This window comes from Marinobacter pelagius, from assembly GCF_900114925.1.
Classification (GTDB): Bacteria; Pseudomonadota; Gammaproteobacteria; order Pseudomonadales; family Oleiphilaceae; genus Marinobacter; species Marinobacter pelagius.
In genome coordinates this window covers 165,401-182,291 of the sequence record NZ_FOUR01000003.1, presented here as the reverse complement: position 1 = coordinate 182,291, position 16,891 = coordinate 165,401, and the positions used below count along the sequence as shown (strand labels likewise).

Genomic DNA, 16,891 nt, shown 5'->3' with positions numbered 1-16,891 from the left:
CTGGTCAGAACAACAAATCCACGAAGGAAAGGAGCCGATACCATGATAAGAACAACCCTGACCGCCACCTGTCTCAGCGTTGCCCTGGTGGCAGCCATGCCTGCCCAGGCAGGATTGCTGGATGGTGAAACTGAACAGACCGGCAGCGAAGCGACACTACAGGCCGGTGACATCGTGCCGGGACGTTACATTCTTCGCCTGGATCCGGAACTTCCGAACCTGCTCGGGGTGGCAGACCTCGAGGCCGGTGTGAATGCCATCCTGGTGGCCGTTGGCGGAGGTGAGCTCCTCCATCTGTACCAGACCGCTCTCACCGGTGCGGCGGTTGAGCTGAGCGAGACCCAGGCAGCCTTGCTCGAGTCCATGCCGGGTGTGCTGGCAGTGGAGCCGGACACCGTCGTCATGGCCAGTGCCACCCAGGCCGGTGCCACCTGGGGCCTGGACCGTGTGGACCAGCCGTACCTCCCGCTGGATGAAACCTACCAGTACCCGGATCAGGCCGGCGGAGGGGTGAATGTGTATGTCATCGATACCGGGCTCAGGGCTTCCCACCAGGAATTAACGGGCCGGGTCATTGAAGGGCGCAACTTCGCCGTCAACGACACCGGTCTGTTGGGCCTCGGAGGGCTGCCGATAGTTGGTTCCCTGCTTAACGTTGGCGGTGAGACTGACCCATCGGATACTTCCGACTGTAACGGCCATGGTACCCATGTCGCCAGCACGGCTGTTGGCAGCACCTATGGTGTCGCCAAGCAGGCGTCGGTGGCTGCGGTGAGGGTGCTGGATTGCTCGGGCGCGGGCAGTAACGCCGACGTGATTGCCGGCGTTGACTGGGTGGCGGCAAATCACCAGGCCCCCGCGGTGGCGAACATGTCCCTTGGTGGCGGCAATTCAGATGCGCTTGACGAGGCTGTGCGCGGAGCGGTCGAACAGGGCGTGACCTTTGTGGTGGCGGCTGGCAACAGCGATGCTGACGCCTGCAGCGGTTCCCCGAACCGGGTGCCCGAGGCCATTACCGTCGGCAGTACCACCCGCGAGGACCAGCGTTCTTCGTTCTCCAACTTCGGGACCTGCCTGGACCTGTTCGCACCGGGCTCCGACATTACCGCTGCCTGGTACCAGAGCGATACGGAAACCAACACCATCAGCGGAACCTCCATGGCCTCGCCCCATGTGGCCGGCGCTGCGGCCCTTTTGCTGGGGTCAGATCCGGGACTGACACCCAATCAGGTTGATGCGGCGCTGGATGAGCTGGCGGCGGCCAATGTGCTTGGAGATATCAACAGCGGCTCGCCCAACCTGTTGCTTCAGGTTCCGCGCTGATCTGCTGATACAAAAAAGCCCGGGCATTGGCCCGGGCTTTTAAGTTACTGCAATCGTTGCCTGGTGGCTTAGAACAGCACGCGGCAGCGGATGGTGCCCTTGACCTGGCGCAGCTTCTCGAGGGCCAGCTCGCTGTAGGCCTTGTCCACATCAATCACCACGTAACCGATGTCTTCCTTGGTCTGCAGGTACTGACCACAAACGTTGATCTCGTTCTCGGAGAACACCTGGTTGATCTCGGACATCACACCTGGCACGTTCTCGTGGATGTGCAGCAGGCGGTGCTGGTTCGGATGCGAGGGCAGGGCCACTTCCGGGAAGTTCACGGAAGAGACGGAGGTGCCGTTATCGCTGTACATGGCCAGCTTCTCCGCCACTTCGCGGCCGATGTTCTCCTGGGCTTCCATGGTGGAGCCACCCACGTGCGGGGTCAGGATGACGTTGTCGAACTCGCGCAGCGGAGAAACGAATTCCTCGTTGTTGGACTTGGGTTCAACCGGGAACACGTCAATGGCAGCGCCCAGCAGCTTGCCGGAGCTCAGGGCATCGGCGAGAGCGTCGATGTCCACCACGGTGCCGCGGGAGGCGTTCATCAGGATGCTGCCCGGCTTCATCTGGGCAAACTGCTCGGCCTTGAACATGTACTTGGTGGCCGGGGTTTCCGGTACGTGCAGGGAAACCACATCTGCGATGTTGAGCAGCTCCTGCATGGTGCCGACCTGGGTGGCGTTGCCGATCGACAGCTTGGAGACCACATCGTAGAAGTACACATCCATGCCCAGGCCTTCGGCCAGGACGCTGAACTGGGTGCCGATGTTGCCATAGCCGATGATGCCCAGTTTCTTGCCACGGATCTCATAGCTGTTCTTGGCGGACTTCAGCCATTCGCCGCGATGGGCCTTGGCATTCTTTTCCGGTACGCCGCGCAGCAGCAGGATGGCCTGGGCCAGCACCAGTTCCGCCACCGAACGGGTGTTGGAGAAGGGCGCGTTGAAGACCGCGATACCACGGCGGGTGGCGGCCTTGAGGTCCACCTGGTTGGTGCCGATACAGAAGCAACCTACCGCCACCAGTTTCTGGGCGGCTTCAAATACTTTCTCGGTCAGCTGGGTGCGCGAGCGGATACCGATAAAATGCGCGTCGGCGATTTTCTCGATCAGCTCTTCTTCGCCCAGTGAGTGAGTCAGATACTCGATGTTGGTGTAACCCGCGGCATTCAGGGTATCAATAGCAGATTGATGCACGCCTTCCAGCAGCAGGATCCGGATTTTGCTCTTTTCGAGAGACGTATTTGACATTGGCTTGCTTCCGAACCTTTCGTCACATGAAATGACCTGGAGCCAGAGATCGTCGGGCTGGCTCACAGAACAGGGGCGGTATGATACCATAAACGGAGATTTTCACAGCGCGCCGGTTTGCCTGAATCAATTCCCTGTGAATGGCGTATCAACAGGCTCCGGACCAACCCTGACGAGACTGACGCACTCATGAGTTCTGAACAGATCATTGCCTCCATCAAAGAGCTGATTGCCACTGGCGATACCCCGGGCAAGGTGTTGACCGACCCCGCGGACCTGGACACCTACGGCAAGGACTGGACCAAGATTTACCCACCCAAGCCCCTGGCCATCGCGCTGCCGAAGACCACGGAGCAGGTGCAGGCGCTGGTGAAGTTCGCCAACGAGAACCAGGTGGCCCTGGTGCCGTCAGGCGGTCGTACCGGCCTGAGTGCCGGAGCGGTTGCAGCCAATGGTGAGGTGGTGGTTGCGTTCGACAACATGAACCAGATCCTCGACTTCAACGCCAGTGACCGCACCGTCCGGTGCCAGGCCGGCGTCGTGACCGAGCAGCTGCAGAACTTTGCCGAAGAGAATGACCTCTATTACCCGGTAGATTTCGCGTCCGCCGGCTCCAGCCAGCTCGGCGGCAACCTGTCCACCAATGCCGGCGGCATCAAGGTGATCCGCTACGGCATGAGCCGGGACTGGGTTGCGGGTCTGAAAGTGGTGACCGGCAAGGGCGATATCCTGGACCTCAACAAGGATCTGGCCAAGAACAACACCGGCTACGACCTGCGACACCTGTTTATTGGCGCCGAAGGTACCCTGGGCTTCATCACCGAAGCCACCATGAAGCTGACCCGCAAGCCGGATGACCTGACCGTGCTGGTGTTGGGCCTGAATGACCTCACCAACACCATGGACGTGCTCAAGGCGTTCCAGAAGAAGCTCGACCTGACCGCCTACGAGTTCTTCTCCCACCAGGCCATGCAGCATGTACTGGCCCACGGCCAGGTGCAGGCACCGTTCGAGACCGAAGCACCTTACTACGCGCTGCTGGAATTCGAGGCGGTGTCCGACCAGGTCATGGACGATGCCATGACGCTGTTCGAGCAGTGTGTCGAGGAAGGCTGGGTGCTGGACGGCGTGATCAGCCAGAGCGAAACCCAGGCCCAGAACCTGTGGCAGCTGCGGGAGCGCATCTCCGAGTCCATCGCGCCCCGGATTCCCTACAAGAACGACATCTCTGTGGTGGTTTCCAGGGTGCCGGGGTTCCTGGAGGAAATTGACAATGTGGTGGCCGAGCACTATCCGGATTTCGAGATCATCTGGTTCGGTCACATCGGTGACGGCAACCTGCACCTGAACATTCTCAAACCCGAGGACATGGCCAAGGAAGACTTCTTCGAGAAGTGCCAGCAGGTCAACAAGTGGGTGTTCGAGATTGTCCAGCGTTACGAGGGCAGTGTCTCCGCCGAACACGGCGTGGGCATGACCAAGAAGCCGTACCTGCAGTACACCCGCAGTGAGGCGGAGATCGCCTACCTGAAGGGCATCAAGCAGGTGTTCGACCCCAATGGCATCATGAACCCGGGCAAGATCTTCGACTGATGCAGGACCATATCGTCGTACTCACCGGCGCTGGCATCAGCGCCGAAAGCGGCCTCTCCACCTTCCGTGACAACGGCGGCTTGTGGGAGCAGCACAGCGTGTACGACGTGGCCACGCCCGAGGCCTTCGAACGCAACCGGGACCTGGTGCTGCGCTTCTACAACGAGCGCCGGCGCCAGCTGAAGGATGCCCAGCCCAATCAGGCCCACCGCCTGCTGGCGGAGCTGGAGAAACGTTACCGGGTGACCATCGTCACCCAGAACGTGGACGACCTGCACGAGCGGGGTGGTTCTTCCAGCGTGATCCATCTCCACGGAGAACTTACCAAGGCCCGCAGTTCGGTGTATCCGGAGCCGGTGTATGACATCGGCTACAACGACATCAATCCGGGCGACTGCTGCGACCGCGGCGAACAGCTCCGGCCGCACATTGTCTGGTTCGGTGAGGAGGTGCCGATGCTGGAGAAAGCCGCCGAGGTGGTGCGCACCGCCGATTACCTGCTGATCGTGGGCACTTCGTTGCAGGTCTACCCCGCAGCGGGGCTGGTGTATGAGGTGGATACGGATGTGCCGATCACCGTGATCGACCCCGGCGAGCCGGCTTCTGTTTCCCGCGCGAATGTCATTCGCAAGGGCGCCGGTGAGGGGGTTGCCGAGTGGGTGTCTCGGCTTGCGGGTAACCGGTAGGTGAAAATGGGGTCAGAAGAAGGCTTTCTTCAGACCCCGACCTGGCGCCCAGCTCTATGCTTTGCTCCAGGGTCGGTGAAAATGGGGTCAGATGAAAGCTTTCATCTGACCCCGACTTAACGCTCAGTCTTACTCAGGGGTCAGATGAACGCCTTCATCTGACCCCATCTTCAGATACCTCTCCAACTCCACTCGAAACGCCGCCTGAACCCCGAGCCGCTTCAGCATCCAGTAATGCCCGGCAATCATCCGGTCGATGAAGATGCTCTCCACCGGCGGCTTGAAATAATCCAGGTACTTGAACACCGTGCTGGTCTTTGCCGCCACGTGCTTGTGAATGTCAGCCTCGGCGAAATCGTAGGGTTCGTCGCCCTGGAACGGAACGATAAGAATATCCCGCCACATGGCGTAATAGGCTTCATCCACCGCCGGCTGGCTGCCCACTCTCGCTCCCAGGTCGATCAGGTGCCGGTCCAGGGCCTCGTAGTCTTCCTGCAGGGCGGCGATCAGGGCCTTGCGGTAGGCTTCGACAATCCCGGGCTTCAGCTTCTTCACGCAGCCGAAATCATAGAGGACGATGCTGCCATCCGGGCGATAGGCAAAGTTCCCGGCGTGGGGATCGCCGTGGATGCATTGGAACCGGAACAGCTGGTCCGCCATGATCATGAAAATCCGGTGGCCGATCAGATTGATGGTGTCCTGGTCGTAGCGGTCCGGGGTTACCTTGCTGACGTGATCGCCCTCCACCAGTTCCAGGGTCAGCACCCGGCGGGTGGAATGGCTGTCGATCACCGCCGGGATCAGCACCCAGGGCTGGTCCTGGTGGAAGTCCCGGAACAGCTTTATGTTCCGGGCCTCGTTCTCGTAATCCAGCTCTTCGTGGAGGCGTTCCCGGATCTCGGCGAACAGCTGGTCCACCGATTCCTTCGGCATTTTCAGCAGGCCGCCGAGGCGCAGGGTCATTCGCAGCTGCTTGAGGTCCGAGTCGCAGGACTCATCCACACCCGGATACTGGACCTTGACGATGACATCGGTGCCGTCATGGAGGCGGGCCCGGTGTACCTGCCCGATGCTCGCGGAGGCATAGGGCGTTTCCTGTACGTATTCGTAGAGTTCCCCCAGGGGTTTGCCAAGCTCCGATTCGATCTGCTCGACAATCACCTCAAAGGGCATGGGTGGGGCTTCTTTCTGAAGCTTCTCCAGCGCCTCGGAGAATTCCCGGGGCAGGAAATCCTGGGTCTGGGACGCGATCTGGCCAACCTTCATCACCGCACCCTTGAGCTCGCCGAGGGTGTCCGCGATCTGTCCGGCCATGCGGGTATAGCTTTCGCTCTGGGCGCCTTCGTCGTTCTCACTGCGGAACACACGCCTCGCCCGTTGGCCGGCGTATTGCCCGGCCACCGAAGCGGTCATGCCTGCGAGTTTGAAGAAGCGCCCTGTTCGGGAGGTAACCGGTTTTCTTGCCATGCCACTTATACGTCCGTTATCGGGAGAGGGATCGTCACTGGCAACGGGCAGTCACGACCGTTCAGGTTACCTTTGTTTGCAAGAACAGCAAGTCCTCCAGTTCCAGAGTCAGGGTCTGGCCGGATCGCAGCGGGCCAACGCCTTTCGGGGTGCCGGTCAGCACCACATCGCCGGGCATCAGGGAGAAGTGGCTGCTGATATGGGCGATCAGGGGCACTATAGGGTTGAGCATGTCCCGGGTGTCGCCGGTCTGGCGGCGTTCGCCGTCGATGTCCATGGTGAAGTGGATATTGTCCCGAGGCAATTTGTCGGCAGCGACAAAGGGTGAAAGGGGACAAGCACCGTCAAAGGCCTTTGCCCGCTCCCAGGGCTGACCCTTTTCCTTCAGTTTGCTCTGGATATCCCGAAGGGTAAGGTCCAACGCCAGGCCGTAGCCAAGGATGGCCGATTCGGCCTCGCTGGCGGAAGCGTTGGTCAGGGGGCGACCAATCAGCACCGCCAGTTCGGTTTCAAAATGAACCTCGCCAAGATCCTTGGGGATGTCCAGGGGGCGGGTTATGTGAACCGCCGCTGTGGAGGGCTTGATGAACAGCAGCGGTTCGTCCGGAACCGGGTTGTTCAGTTCCTTGGCGTGTTCGGCATAGTTGCGGCCAATGCAGACGATCTTGCCGAGGGGCAGATGGACCGGTGTGCCATCCTTCCAGTGGTGTTGGTAATCGGGCATGGCCGCCTCCTGTGTGATGTTGGTCAGTCTCCTTCGAACGAACACACAGTATAGACCTGAAGACCTTCCTCCTGCAGCTTCCGGGAGCCGCCCAGGTCCGGCAGGTCAATCATCGCTGCTACTTCCACGATCTCGGCGCCAATGCGTCGGATCAGGCGGGAGGCTGCAAGCATGGTGCCGCCGGTGGCGATCAGATCGTCCACCAGAACCACCTTGTCGCCGGACTTGAACGCATCCTTGTGCAGCTCTACCGAGGCGGTGCCGTATTCCAGCTCGTAGTCTTCCACCAGGGTATCGAAGGGCAGCTTGCCTTTCTTGCGCACCAGCACCAACGAAGCGTTGAGCTCATAGGCCAGGGCCGAACCGATGATGAAGCCCCGGGCGTCGACGGCGGCTACGGCATCGATTTTTTCGCCATGGTAACGGTGCACGAAGGCGTCGATCAGCTTCCGGAACGCGGTCTTGTCCTGCAGGACAGTGGTGATGTCGCGGAAGGTCACGCCCGGTTTCGGCCAGTCCGGAACGGTGCGGATGGCCTGTTTGATGCTCTCTGAGAAGTAATCCATGGGGTATCCGGTAACAGGTCAGGATGCCGCTCAGGCGACATCCAGGAACATGAATTTCAGGACGAAGACAACTGCAATGGTTACGACGCTGGCATTGAGATCAGACCAGCGGCCGGACAACGCCTTGATCACCGCGTAAGTAATGAAGCCCAGGGCAATGCCGTTGGCGATGGAGAAAGTCAGCGGCATGGTCAGTGCGGTGACAATCGCCGGTGCTGCGTCGGTAATGTCGTCCCAGTCTACCAGTTTCAGACCGCTGGCCATCAGCACGGCTACGTACAAAAGTGCCGGCGCAGTTGCATACGGGGGAATGATGCTGGCAATCGGTGACAGCAGCAGACACGCCAGGAAAAGCACCGCGACTACCACCGCGGTCAGGCCGGTGCGGCCACCGGCGGAAATACCGGCAGTGGACTCAATGTAGCTGGTGGTGGTTGAGGTACCGAGCGCCGCGCCGGACATGGTGGCAACGGAGTCAGACATCAGGGCACGGCCCAGGCGTGGCAGCTTGCCGTCCTTGTCCAGCAGGCCGCCGCGCTGGGCGGCGCCGATCAGGGTGCCGGAGGTATCAAACAGGTCCACGAACAGGAAGGCAAAGATCACACTGATCATGCCGACATTGAAGGCACCGGCCAGATCCAGCTGCATGAACGTCGGGGCCAGGCTTGGTGGCGCGGAGACAAAGCCCTTGTACTCGACCATGCCCAGCATCATGGCAACCACAGTGATGGCCAGAATACCGATCATCACGGCGCCGGTAATCTTGCGGAAGGACAGGGCACAGATCAGCACGAAGCCACTAAAGAACAGCAGACTCTCAGCCACCTTGATGTCACCCATGCCCACCAGAGTGGCGGGGTGATCGACCACGATACCGGCGTTTTTCAGGGCAATCAGGGCCAGGAAGAAGCCGATACCGGCGGAAATGCCGAAGCGCAGGGACATCGGGATGCTGTTGATCAGCCACTCCCTGACTTTCACCACGCTCAGGATGAAGAAGATGAAGCCGGACAGGAACACCGCGCCCAGGGCCACTTCCCAGCTGTAGCCCATGCTGCCGACCACCGTGAACGAGAAGAACGCGTTCAGGCCCATGCCCGGAGCCAGGGCAATCGGGTAGTTGGCCCACAGACCCATGATCAGGGTGCCAATGGTGGCTGCCAGACAGGTGGCCACGAAGACCGCTCCGAAATCCATGCCGGTGGACGACAGGATGCTAGGATTGACCACGATGATGTAGGCCATGGTCAGGAAGGTGGTGATGCCCGCAACCACTTCTTTACGAACGGTGGTGCCGTGGGCCTGGAGTTGGAACAGTCGTTCAAGCATGACGGATGTCTGCCTCACAGGATGCTGGAAGTTGGAGTTTGGGCCCGGTTGGAGCCGAACGGTTTTGAATTGCGTGAAAAAACGGCAATGTTACCGTCTGAGCTTTCTCAGGCCAAGGGATGATTGACAGTTCAGGATTACAGAAATATGCCTATTGCTGGCTCGGGTCCCTTTGCAGGCGAATATCGAAGCGGACAGCCAGCATCCGGACGATCACGATGAACAGCAGCCCGATGGTCAGTGCCAGGGCCTCGCTCTCCAGCGACCATTGGCAGACAAAGTACAGCCAGCACCCCGCGAACGAGATAGAAGCGTAGATCTGGTCCTTCCGGAAAATGTACGGCACCTCGTTGCACAGGGTATCCCGCAGGGCGCCACCGAAGGTTCCGGTCATCACTCCGAGCAGGGAAGCAACGAACCAGGAGTGGCCCAGGTCCAGCGCCAGTTGCGCCCCCAGGATGGAAAAAATCCCCAGCCCGATGGCATCCGGAAACACAATGCGGGACTCCCGCAGGCTGTGGGCACGGCTCCAGTAACTGAACACGATGGCCATGGCGAGGATCAGGATGGGTTGCTCTTCGTGCTTGATCCAGTACAGCGGGTGGTTGTCCATGATCAGATCACGCAGGGTGCCGCCACCGAGGGCCGTGATAAAGCCGATGGTAAACACACCCACAGGGTCCATGTTCTTGGAGCGCGCCACGATCATGCCGGAAATGGCAAAGGCGACGACCCCGATCATCTCAAGCAGGTAGATAATGTCGAACATGGAAGATCCCGGCAAACAGACAACAGAACGGGCGCAGGCCCGCGACAGGTGCGCGAAGGATAGCCGAAATCGTCCTCTGATTCATCTCCGGCCCCCACACCGGCATCGGGTCGAAGCATACCTGTGATCCGAGGCGACAGGTTCCAGCGTATCTTGCAGCCAACTTACTCTTTTCCCTTCGCCACTCAATGGAGACGCAGTATGTCCCTGATACGCCTGGCTTATGCCAGTGAAGCCACGTTTGATGCCCAGCCCGTCGAAAAAGGCGTAGAGCCCCATGTTGCCCGGATCCTGCTGACGTCCCGCAACAACAACGCCAAAGCAAAGCTGGTGGGAGGCCTGTACTACGGTAATGACCGGTTCTTCCAGTATCTGGAGGGGGAAGAAGAGGAAGTCCGGAAGACCTTCGACCGCATCAAGCGGGACAATCGGCACAGGAACATCCTCACCCTGATCGAAGAGCCCATCGAGGCGCGCACCTTCAGCAACTGGTCCATGAAATACGTACCGCTGTCGGCCGACGTCCGAAAGTTTCTGGAACGCCACGGGCTGGACAAGTTCAATCCCCAGGCATTCTCTGCCGATCAGTGTGAAGAGATGATCGAGCTTATCCGGGACTCCAACCATGACCAGAAGCTGGTCAACCACGACGAATCGGTTACTGCTCCCGCCGGCAAACCTTCGGGTTTTTCCCCGGCCCTGAAGTTCGGCCTGATCGCCGCGGCGCTCTGCCTGGTTGGCGCGCTCATCTATGCCGGATCGCTGCTCTGAGCACGCGCGGAACAGCCCGACAATAAGCCGCGTTTATTCTGAAAAATAAAGGATCCTGATTTGCCTCATGGCCCGGGAGTGTTTAGTTTGACCTCTATCAAGAATTCCGGAACCGCCGGTCGAACAATAAACAATCTCGGGAGAATCCATGAAAGCCATACTCTGCAAGGAATACGGGCCCGCCGACAAACTGGTCATTGAAGAAGTAGCCAGCCCGGAAGTGAAGGGCAGAGGCGTGAAAGTCCGCGTCAAGGCAGCGGGCCTGAACTTCCCCGACACCCTGATCATCGAGAACAAGTACCAGTTCAAACCGCCCCTGCCGTTCTCGCCGGGCGGCGAAATGGCGGGCGAAGTTATCGAGGTGGGCGAGAAAGTCACCCGCTTCAAGATCGGTGACCGGGTCGCCGGCCTCACCGGTCACGGCGCCTTCGCAGAGGAAGTGGTGACCGCAGAAGACAACCTCCTGCCAGTGCCGGACGGCATGTCCGATGAGAAAGCCGCCGCCTTCACCATGGTATACGGCACGTCCTACCACGCCCTCAAACAGCGGGCCAACCTCCAGCCGGGCGAAACCCTGCTGGTGCTCGGCGCCAGCGGCGGCGTGGGCCTGGCCACCGTTGAACTCGGCAAAGCCATGGGTGCAAAAGTCATCGCCGCAGCCAGCTCGGCCGAGAAACTGGCGGTCGCCAAAGAAGCCGGCGCCGATGAGCTGATCAACTACTCCGAAGAACCCCTGAAGGAAACCGCCAAGAAACTCACCAAGGGCAAAGGCGTGGATGTCATCTACGACCCCGTCGGCGGCGACTTCACCGAACAGGCCCTGCGCGCCATGGCCTGGAACGGCCGCCACCTCATCGTCGGCTTCGCCGCCGGCGAGATTCCGAAGATTCCGGCAAACCTGACGTTGCTAAAGGGCTGTTCCGTGGTTGGTGTATTCTGGGGCGACTTCACCCGTCGCGAGCCGGAGGTCAGTGCCCAGAACATGATGGATCTGATGAAGCTTTTCTCCGAAGGCAAGATCGATCCCAAAATCAGTGCCGTCTACGAATTCGAGGATTACGTGGAGGCCTTGGGGGCGCTCACTGGTCGCAAGGCTACCGGTAAGGTGGTGCTCAAGGTCGGTTCTTGAGTGGGCCGTGAATCTGGGCCCTAGCCTGCTGGATTCGGAGTAGGCCCTGCTGGGGCGGACTTCCCAAAAACCGCTACGAGCACGTCCATGTGCGCTTGTTTCAGGCCATCCCTGGCCTTCAACATTTTTGGGAAGTCCGCCCCAGCAGGGCTTTCGAATCTTTCGGGATAGTCGTCAATGAACGGCCGGGTGTTTTCCGCTCATGCCTTTATGACTATATCTCTGAAGCCTGACGGTGAGGGTGGGTGGCCCCTCCCAAAAATGTAGAGGGCCAGGGACGGCCCGAAACAAGCGCACACGGACGTGCTTGTAGCGGTTTTTGGGAGGGGCCGCCCACCCTCACCACACCGCTAACCCAGAAGGCTAGGGCCAAAACAAACGGGCCCGCCAAAAGTCAGAACCGAACCTCCCCAGCATCAATCCGAGAAACCAGCTCAGAATCAACCAAGGTGTAGCCAGAAGTCCCCGGCAACCAGGCGTAGACCTCTTCACGGGGTCGGAGCGAGTAACCGAGCTTCTGGATATCAACCTTCCGGTACTTGAAGGTACCCGTTTTCTCGATGGCGCGGGTTACGCGGACAAACACCGGTACCGCGTAGGGCGGCAAATTGGCCTGCAGGTAGGCGAACAGACGGTTGACGTCGAAATCCTTGCCGTTGTTGTGGGGCACCAGGGTGACCATGCCGGCCTTGCCGTTCGTCCCGGGGATCTCCACACCATAGACAATGGCTTCCTCCACCATGCCGGAGCCATCGATGATGTTCTCCACCTCCGTGGTCGAGACGTTCTCCCCCTTCCAGCGGAACGTGTCTCCCATCCGATCCACGAACTGCAGGTGTCCGAAACCGATCTCCTTGAGTACGTCGCCGGTATTGAACCAGGCATCGCCCTTCTTGAAGGCATCCCGGAGGATGGATTGCTCCGTGGCTTCCTTCTGGGTGTAGCCCTCGAACGACCATTTTTTGGTGATTTCACCGATCAGCAGGCCCGGTTCGCCCTTTTTGACCTCTTCCAGTTTGCCTTTGCCGTTGCGAATCGGGTCCCGGGTGCCTTCGTGGTACTTCACCAGTTTGTAGGGCGCGGTGGAGAAGCCAACGGTGTTGTCCATGTTGAAGAAGTTGCTGAAGCCGATATTGCCCTCGGACGAGGCGTAGAGTTCCGCCACGGTCTCGATACCGAAGCGCTCCTTGAATTCTTTCCAGATGGACGGGCGCAGGCCGTTGCCGATCATCTTGGTCAGGCTGTGGTTGCGGTCCTGGTCACTCGGCGGCTGGTTCAGCAGGTAGCGGCAGAGTTCGCCCACGTAGCCGAAGGTAGTGGCGTTGTAGCGGCGCACGTCGTCCCAGAAGGCGGTGGCGGAGAACTTGCGGCGCAGGGCGATGGCGGAGCCGCCGGCCAGTACCGAGCCCCAGCACACCAGCAGGGCGGTGCCGTGGTACAGGGGCAGAGTGCAGTAGAGAACGTCCTCCGGCTCCATGGCCAGGGACATCATGCCGAAGCCGCCGTAGGCTTTGACGAACTTTCGGTGCGAGCCGGGGGCGGCCTTGGGCAGGCCGGTGGTGCCGGAGGTGAACAGGTAGATGGCGGTATCGCCCATGGTGGGCGGGTTGCTTACCAGTGGACGGGTGCCTGAATAGCTGCTGATCTGCTCCGCCATGTTGGTATAGCCGGCTGGAGCGTCGCCGAAGCTGTTCATGGTGTTGGTGTCCGCCAGGAACTGGAATGGCTGACTGTGCCGGGGGCGAATGTCTGCGCGGATGTCCTCGATGTGTTCCACCAGCTCTTCACCGACCACCACCATGCGAGGCTGGATCAGGTTGATGCTGTGGGCCAGTACCTTGCCCTTCTGGGACGTGTTGAGCATGGCACAGGCAATGCCGACCTTGGCCGCGCCGGCGACTACGGCCAGCAGTTCGGGCCGGTTCTCCAGCAGTACGGCAATGGCCTCGCCCTTTACCAGCCCCTTGTCTTTCAGATAGTGGGCGATGCGGTTGCTCCAGGTATCGAGTTCGCTCCAGGTGATGGATCGGTCCTCGAACAGGATGGCGGGCCGGTTGCCGTACTTCTCAGCGTTCTGCTCGATCAGCTTGCCCAGGGTCAGGTCTGCGTTCTCATCCTTCACGGAGTAGTAGTACAGTCCCTTCGCAATGGCGGGAAACCGGCGGAGGACGCCGGGCAGGCTGCGGAAGATGTCTCGGGCAGATACGGTGTCTTGGTTCATGTTTTCTCTTCAATAACGGTGATTTCCACCAGGAGTTGGCTGCGTCTGACCTGTTCCCCGGCACGGGTATGCACGCCGGCGACCACGCCAGGCCGGTCGGCCTTGACCGGGTGTTCCATTTTCATGGCTTCGAGGATGACCAGGGTCTGGCCCTGTTCCACGGTGTCGCCTTCGGCCACCAGTACATCAATGATAGCCCCGTCCATGCTGGCCTGGAGCTTTCCGCTCCCGGTGCCGGCGCTGCCAGCCGCTGGTTGGTGGGTCACATCCCGCACCGACCAGGACTGGCCGAACGCCTGCAAATATAGGGAATCGCCTTGCCGGTGGTATTGGCAACGCTGACGAACACCATTGTCGATAATGCATAACAGGCCATCGCAGTGGCTATGGACCTCCAGATGGTATTCCTCGTCACCATGGCTCACGGACAGGCTGGTGCCGCTTTTGCGAACCTTCAGTTCGAGGGTTTCGCCTTGGACCTCCAGCTTGATTGGTATCACCGTGGCGGGCGCGTTACTCCAGCCGCCTTGGCCCGAATTGCCAAGGCCCAGGGCGCAGGCGCTCAGGGCCAGTTCCCGGATGCTGAGTTTTTGCGGTGACAGGGAGGGATCGTCGGCGAACGCGCTTTGCAGGAAGCCCGTGGTGGCTTCACCAGCGCCGAAGGTGTCATCGGCGATGATCCGACTGAGGAACCAGCGGTTGGTGGTGACACCGAATACGGTTGTGTCTTCGAGAGCGCGGATCAGCCGGCGGCGGGCCTCGTCCCGTGTCTGGCCCCAGGCGATGACTTTAGCCAGCATGGGGTCGTAATGGGGACTGACCGTATCGCCCGAGCGGACACCCGTGTCGTAGCGCAGGCCTTCACCTTCAGCAGGTTCAAACCGGTGGATTTCCCCGGTTTGCGGGGTGAAGCCGTGGGCCGGGTCCTCAGCGTAGAGGCGCACTTCGATGGCATGGCCATTGAGTGTGATCTCCTCCTGGGTCAGCGGCAGGGGCTGCCCCTCGGCAACGGCAAGCTGCCAGGCGACCAGGTCCTGGCCGGTGATCAGTTCGGTGACCGGGTGTTCCACCTGCAGGCGGGTGTTCATTTCGAGGAAGTAGAAGTTGCGGTCCATGTCTACGAGAAATTCCACCGTGCCGGCGCCTTCATAGCCACAGGCCAGCGCGGCCCGCACGGCGGCTTCACCCATGGCCTGTCGGAGCTCGGGAGTGACGAAGGGGGAAGGCGCTTCCTCGACCACTTTCTGATGGCGCCGTTGCACGGAGCAGTCCCGCTCGCCCAGGTAGACGGCGTTGCCGTGGCGGTCTGCGAACACCTGGATTTCCACGTGCCGGGGTTCGATAACCGCTTTTTCCAGGATCAGTTCGTCGTCACCGAAGGCCTGTTTGGCCTCGGAGCGGGCTCGTTTGAGGTTGTCAGCCAGTTCGGCTTCGCTTTCAACCAGCCGCATGCCCCGGCCGCCACCGCCGGCGGAGGCCTTGACCATCAGCGGGAAACCGATATCGGTTGCGGCCTGGATCAGCTCGTCGTCGCTGGCGTTGTCACCCTCGTAACCGGGAACGACGGGGACGCCGGCTTCCTGCATGGCGATCTTGGAGCGGCGTTTGCTGCCCATCAGTTCAATGGCGGATTCGGGCGGGCCGACGAAGACCAGGCCGGCGTCTTTGCAGGCTTTGGCGAAGGCGGAGTTCTCCGAAAGGAAGCCGTAACCGGGGTGAACGCAGTCGGCACCGGTTTTCCGTGCCGCATCGAGTATGGCTTCGGCATTCAGGTAGGAAGCTGAGACCTGCGCCGGGCCGATGCAGACGGCTTCGTCGGCCAGTTCCACGTGCATGGCGTTGGCGTCCGCTTCGGAGTAGACCGCGACGGTGCGGTAGCCCAGGGCTTTGGCAGTGCGGATCACCCTTACGGCGATTTCGCCTCGGTTGGCTATCAGGAGTTTTTTTAGCATTGTGGTTTTCTCTGAGTTGGGTGCAAGTCCGCAGCGGTGTGCCGGGAGGCGTTCCAGAAAACCGCTACGAGCACGTCCATGTGCGCTTGTTTCAGGCCATCCTTGGCCTTCAACATTTTCTGGAACGCCTCCCGGCACACCGCTGCTTCCGCGATCATTCGGTGTCGCCTGCCCACTTTGGTTCGCGTTTTTGCATGAACGCCATGGTGCCTTCGGCACCTTCCGCACCACGGATGGCCTCTGCGAATTTTTCCGCAGCGCTGTCCAGGAGTTTATGCATCGGTTCGTGGCCGACCCGGTGCAGCAGCGCCTTGGTCTCGGCCGTGGCGTTGGGGGCGCAAAGGCGGACGCGTTCAAGGGCCTGTTCCAGGAGTTGGTCTAGCTCTTCGTCTGTTTCCGCAACCTGATGGACGATGCCCAGGGCGCAGGCTTCTTTGGCGTCGATTCGAAGGCCGAGCAGGGCCAGCCGCCGCGCCTGAGTCAGACCAATGCGTTCCACTACGAACGGAGCGATCTGTGCCGGGATAACGCCCAGGGTGGTTTCCGGCATCCCGAATTTAGCCGTGGGTCCGGCGATGGCGACGTCGGATACGCAGGCCAGGCCGAAGCCTCCACCCATAACCGCACCTTCGGTCACCGCGATAACGACTTTTGAGGATTGGTTGACTTGCTCGATCATCTGGCCGAAGGCCCGGTTCAGTTTGTAGAACGGGTCGTGCTGGCCCTCTTCCGGTTTCTGGCCCCGCGCCCCGGCCATGTCCTTGATGTCGCCGCCGGCGCAGAAATGGCCTCCGGCACCGCGGATGACGACGGCGCGGATGGTTTCGTCGTGTTCGATCTGGGTGAAGATCGTCGCCAGCTCCGCCACCATTTGCAGGCTCATGGCGTTGCGGACATCGGGGCGGTTGATGGTTAAAAACAGGGTTGGGCCCTGTTTTTCAAGAAGAAGCGTTTCGCAATGAGGTAACTGTTCCATTTGTGACTCCACGCACTAAATTTGGGGTCGGCAGCCCGGAAGCACTTGCCAGGACCGTTGAGGGCCAAGGACGGCCCGAAACGAGCG

General features: G+C 60.5%; 15 protein-coding genes. 5 read left to right on the top strand and 10 right to left on the bottom strand.

The features are described from left to right. Positions 1-42: 42 nt before the first annotated feature. Positions 43-1,323: a S8 family peptidase gene (locus BM254_RS07795; RefSeq protein ID WP_175497220.1), complete on the top strand. Its 1,281-nt coding sequence runs from the start codon at positions 43-45 to the stop codon at positions 1,321-1,323. Between the two features lie 68 nt (positions 1,324-1,391). On the opposite strand, the gene serA is transcribed toward BM254_RS07795, so the two are convergent. Continuing rightward, positions 1,392-2,621 carry a phosphoglycerate dehydrogenase gene (gene serA, locus BM254_RS07790; RefSeq protein WP_092001281.1) on the bottom strand — a complete coding sequence of 410 codons (1,230 nt, stop codon included), beginning with the start codon at positions 2,619-2,621 and terminating at the stop codon, positions 1,392-1,394. Between the two features lie 189 nt (positions 2,622-2,810). On the opposite strand from serA, the gene BM254_RS07785 reads away from it, so the two are divergent. After that, positions 2,811-4,214, top strand: a complete 1,404-nt coding sequence (locus BM254_RS07785) for an FAD-binding oxidoreductase (protein ID WP_092001278.1) — start codon at positions 2,811-2,813, stop codon at positions 4,212-4,214. Then, on the top strand, positions 4,214-4,900 hold the full coding sequence (locus BM254_RS07780) for an SIR2 family NAD-dependent protein deacylase (RefSeq protein WP_092001275.1): 687 nt from the start codon (positions 4,214-4,216) through the stop codon (positions 4,898-4,900). The genes BM254_RS07785 and BM254_RS07780 overlap by 1 nt, the downstream gene beginning before the upstream one ends. Positions 4,901-5,029: 129 nt before the next feature. Here the strand turns inward: BM254_RS07780 and BM254_RS07775 are convergent, their stop codons facing one another. The 5 genes from BM254_RS07775 to BM254_RS07755 form a co-directional block, all read right to left on the bottom strand. Then, on the bottom strand, positions 5,030-6,367 hold the full coding sequence (locus BM254_RS07775; protein WP_092001272.1) for an ABC1 kinase family protein: 1,338 nt from the start codon (positions 6,365-6,367) through the stop codon (positions 5,030-5,032). Between the two features lie 61 nt (positions 6,368-6,428). After that, on the bottom strand, positions 6,429-7,091 hold the full coding sequence (locus BM254_RS07770; protein ID WP_092001269.1) for a fumarylacetoacetate hydrolase family protein: 663 nt from the start codon (positions 7,089-7,091) through the stop codon (positions 6,429-6,431). Between the two features lie 23 nt (positions 7,092-7,114). Then, positions 7,115-7,657, bottom strand: coding sequence for an adenine phosphoribosyltransferase (locus tag BM254_RS07765; RefSeq protein WP_092001266.1), 543 nt, complete (start codon positions 7,655-7,657; stop codon positions 7,115-7,117). Positions 7,658-7,687: 30 nt separating this feature from the next. Then, positions 7,688-8,986: an NCS2 family permease gene (locus BM254_RS07760; RefSeq protein WP_092001263.1), complete on the bottom strand. Its 1,299-nt coding sequence runs from the start codon at positions 8,984-8,986 to the stop codon at positions 7,688-7,690. 151 nt (positions 8,987-9,137) lie between these two features. Next, positions 9,138-9,755, bottom strand: coding sequence for a trimeric intracellular cation channel family protein (locus BM254_RS07755; protein WP_092001259.1), 618 nt, complete (start codon positions 9,753-9,755; stop codon positions 9,138-9,140). Between the two features lie 201 nt (positions 9,756-9,956). Between BM254_RS07755 and BM254_RS07750 the strand changes: the two genes are divergently transcribed. After that, entirely contained in the window at positions 9,957-10,526 is a 570-nt protein-coding gene (locus BM254_RS07750; protein ID WP_092001256.1) for a BLUF domain-containing protein, read from the top strand. A gap of 148 nt (positions 10,527-10,674) precedes the next feature. Next, a complete protein-coding gene (locus BM254_RS07745) occupies positions 10,675-11,655 on the top strand; it encodes an NADPH:quinone oxidoreductase family protein (protein WP_092001254.1) in 981 nt (326 codons plus the stop codon). A 394-nt stretch (positions 11,656-12,049) separates the two neighbouring features. Here BM254_RS07745 and BM254_RS07740 read toward each other — a convergent pair whose 3' ends face one another. Genes BM254_RS07740 through BM254_RS07730 form a run of 4 tightly spaced genes read right to left on the bottom strand, consistent with a single transcriptional unit; the run spans position 12,050 to position 16,804 of the window. Then, the gene (locus tag BM254_RS07740; RefSeq protein WP_092001251.1) at positions 12,050-13,876 is read right to left on the bottom strand and encodes a long-chain-acyl-CoA synthetase; all 1,827 of its coding nucleotides are present in this window, start codon (positions 13,874-13,876) and stop codon (positions 12,050-12,052) included. Next, complete coding sequence (locus BM254_RS07735; protein WP_092001247.1) at positions 13,873-15,828, bottom strand: acetyl/propionyl/methylcrotonyl-CoA carboxylase subunit alpha; 1,956 nt, start codon at positions 15,826-15,828, stop codon at positions 13,873-13,875. Before BM254_RS07735 ends, BM254_RS07740 begins: the two co-directional genes overlap by 4 nt. After that, positions 15,822-15,986, bottom strand: a complete 165-nt coding sequence (locus BM254_RS17750) for a hypothetical protein (RefSeq protein ID WP_175497219.1) — start codon at positions 15,984-15,986, stop codon at positions 15,822-15,824. The genes BM254_RS07735 and BM254_RS17750 overlap by 7 nt, the downstream gene beginning before the upstream one ends. Continuing rightward, positions 15,983-16,804, bottom strand: coding sequence for an enoyl-CoA hydratase/isomerase family protein (locus BM254_RS07730; RefSeq protein WP_092001244.1), 822 nt, complete (start codon positions 16,802-16,804; stop codon positions 15,983-15,985). Before BM254_RS07730 ends, BM254_RS17750 begins: the two co-directional genes overlap by 4 nt. Positions 16,805-16,891: the final 87 nt, after the last annotated feature.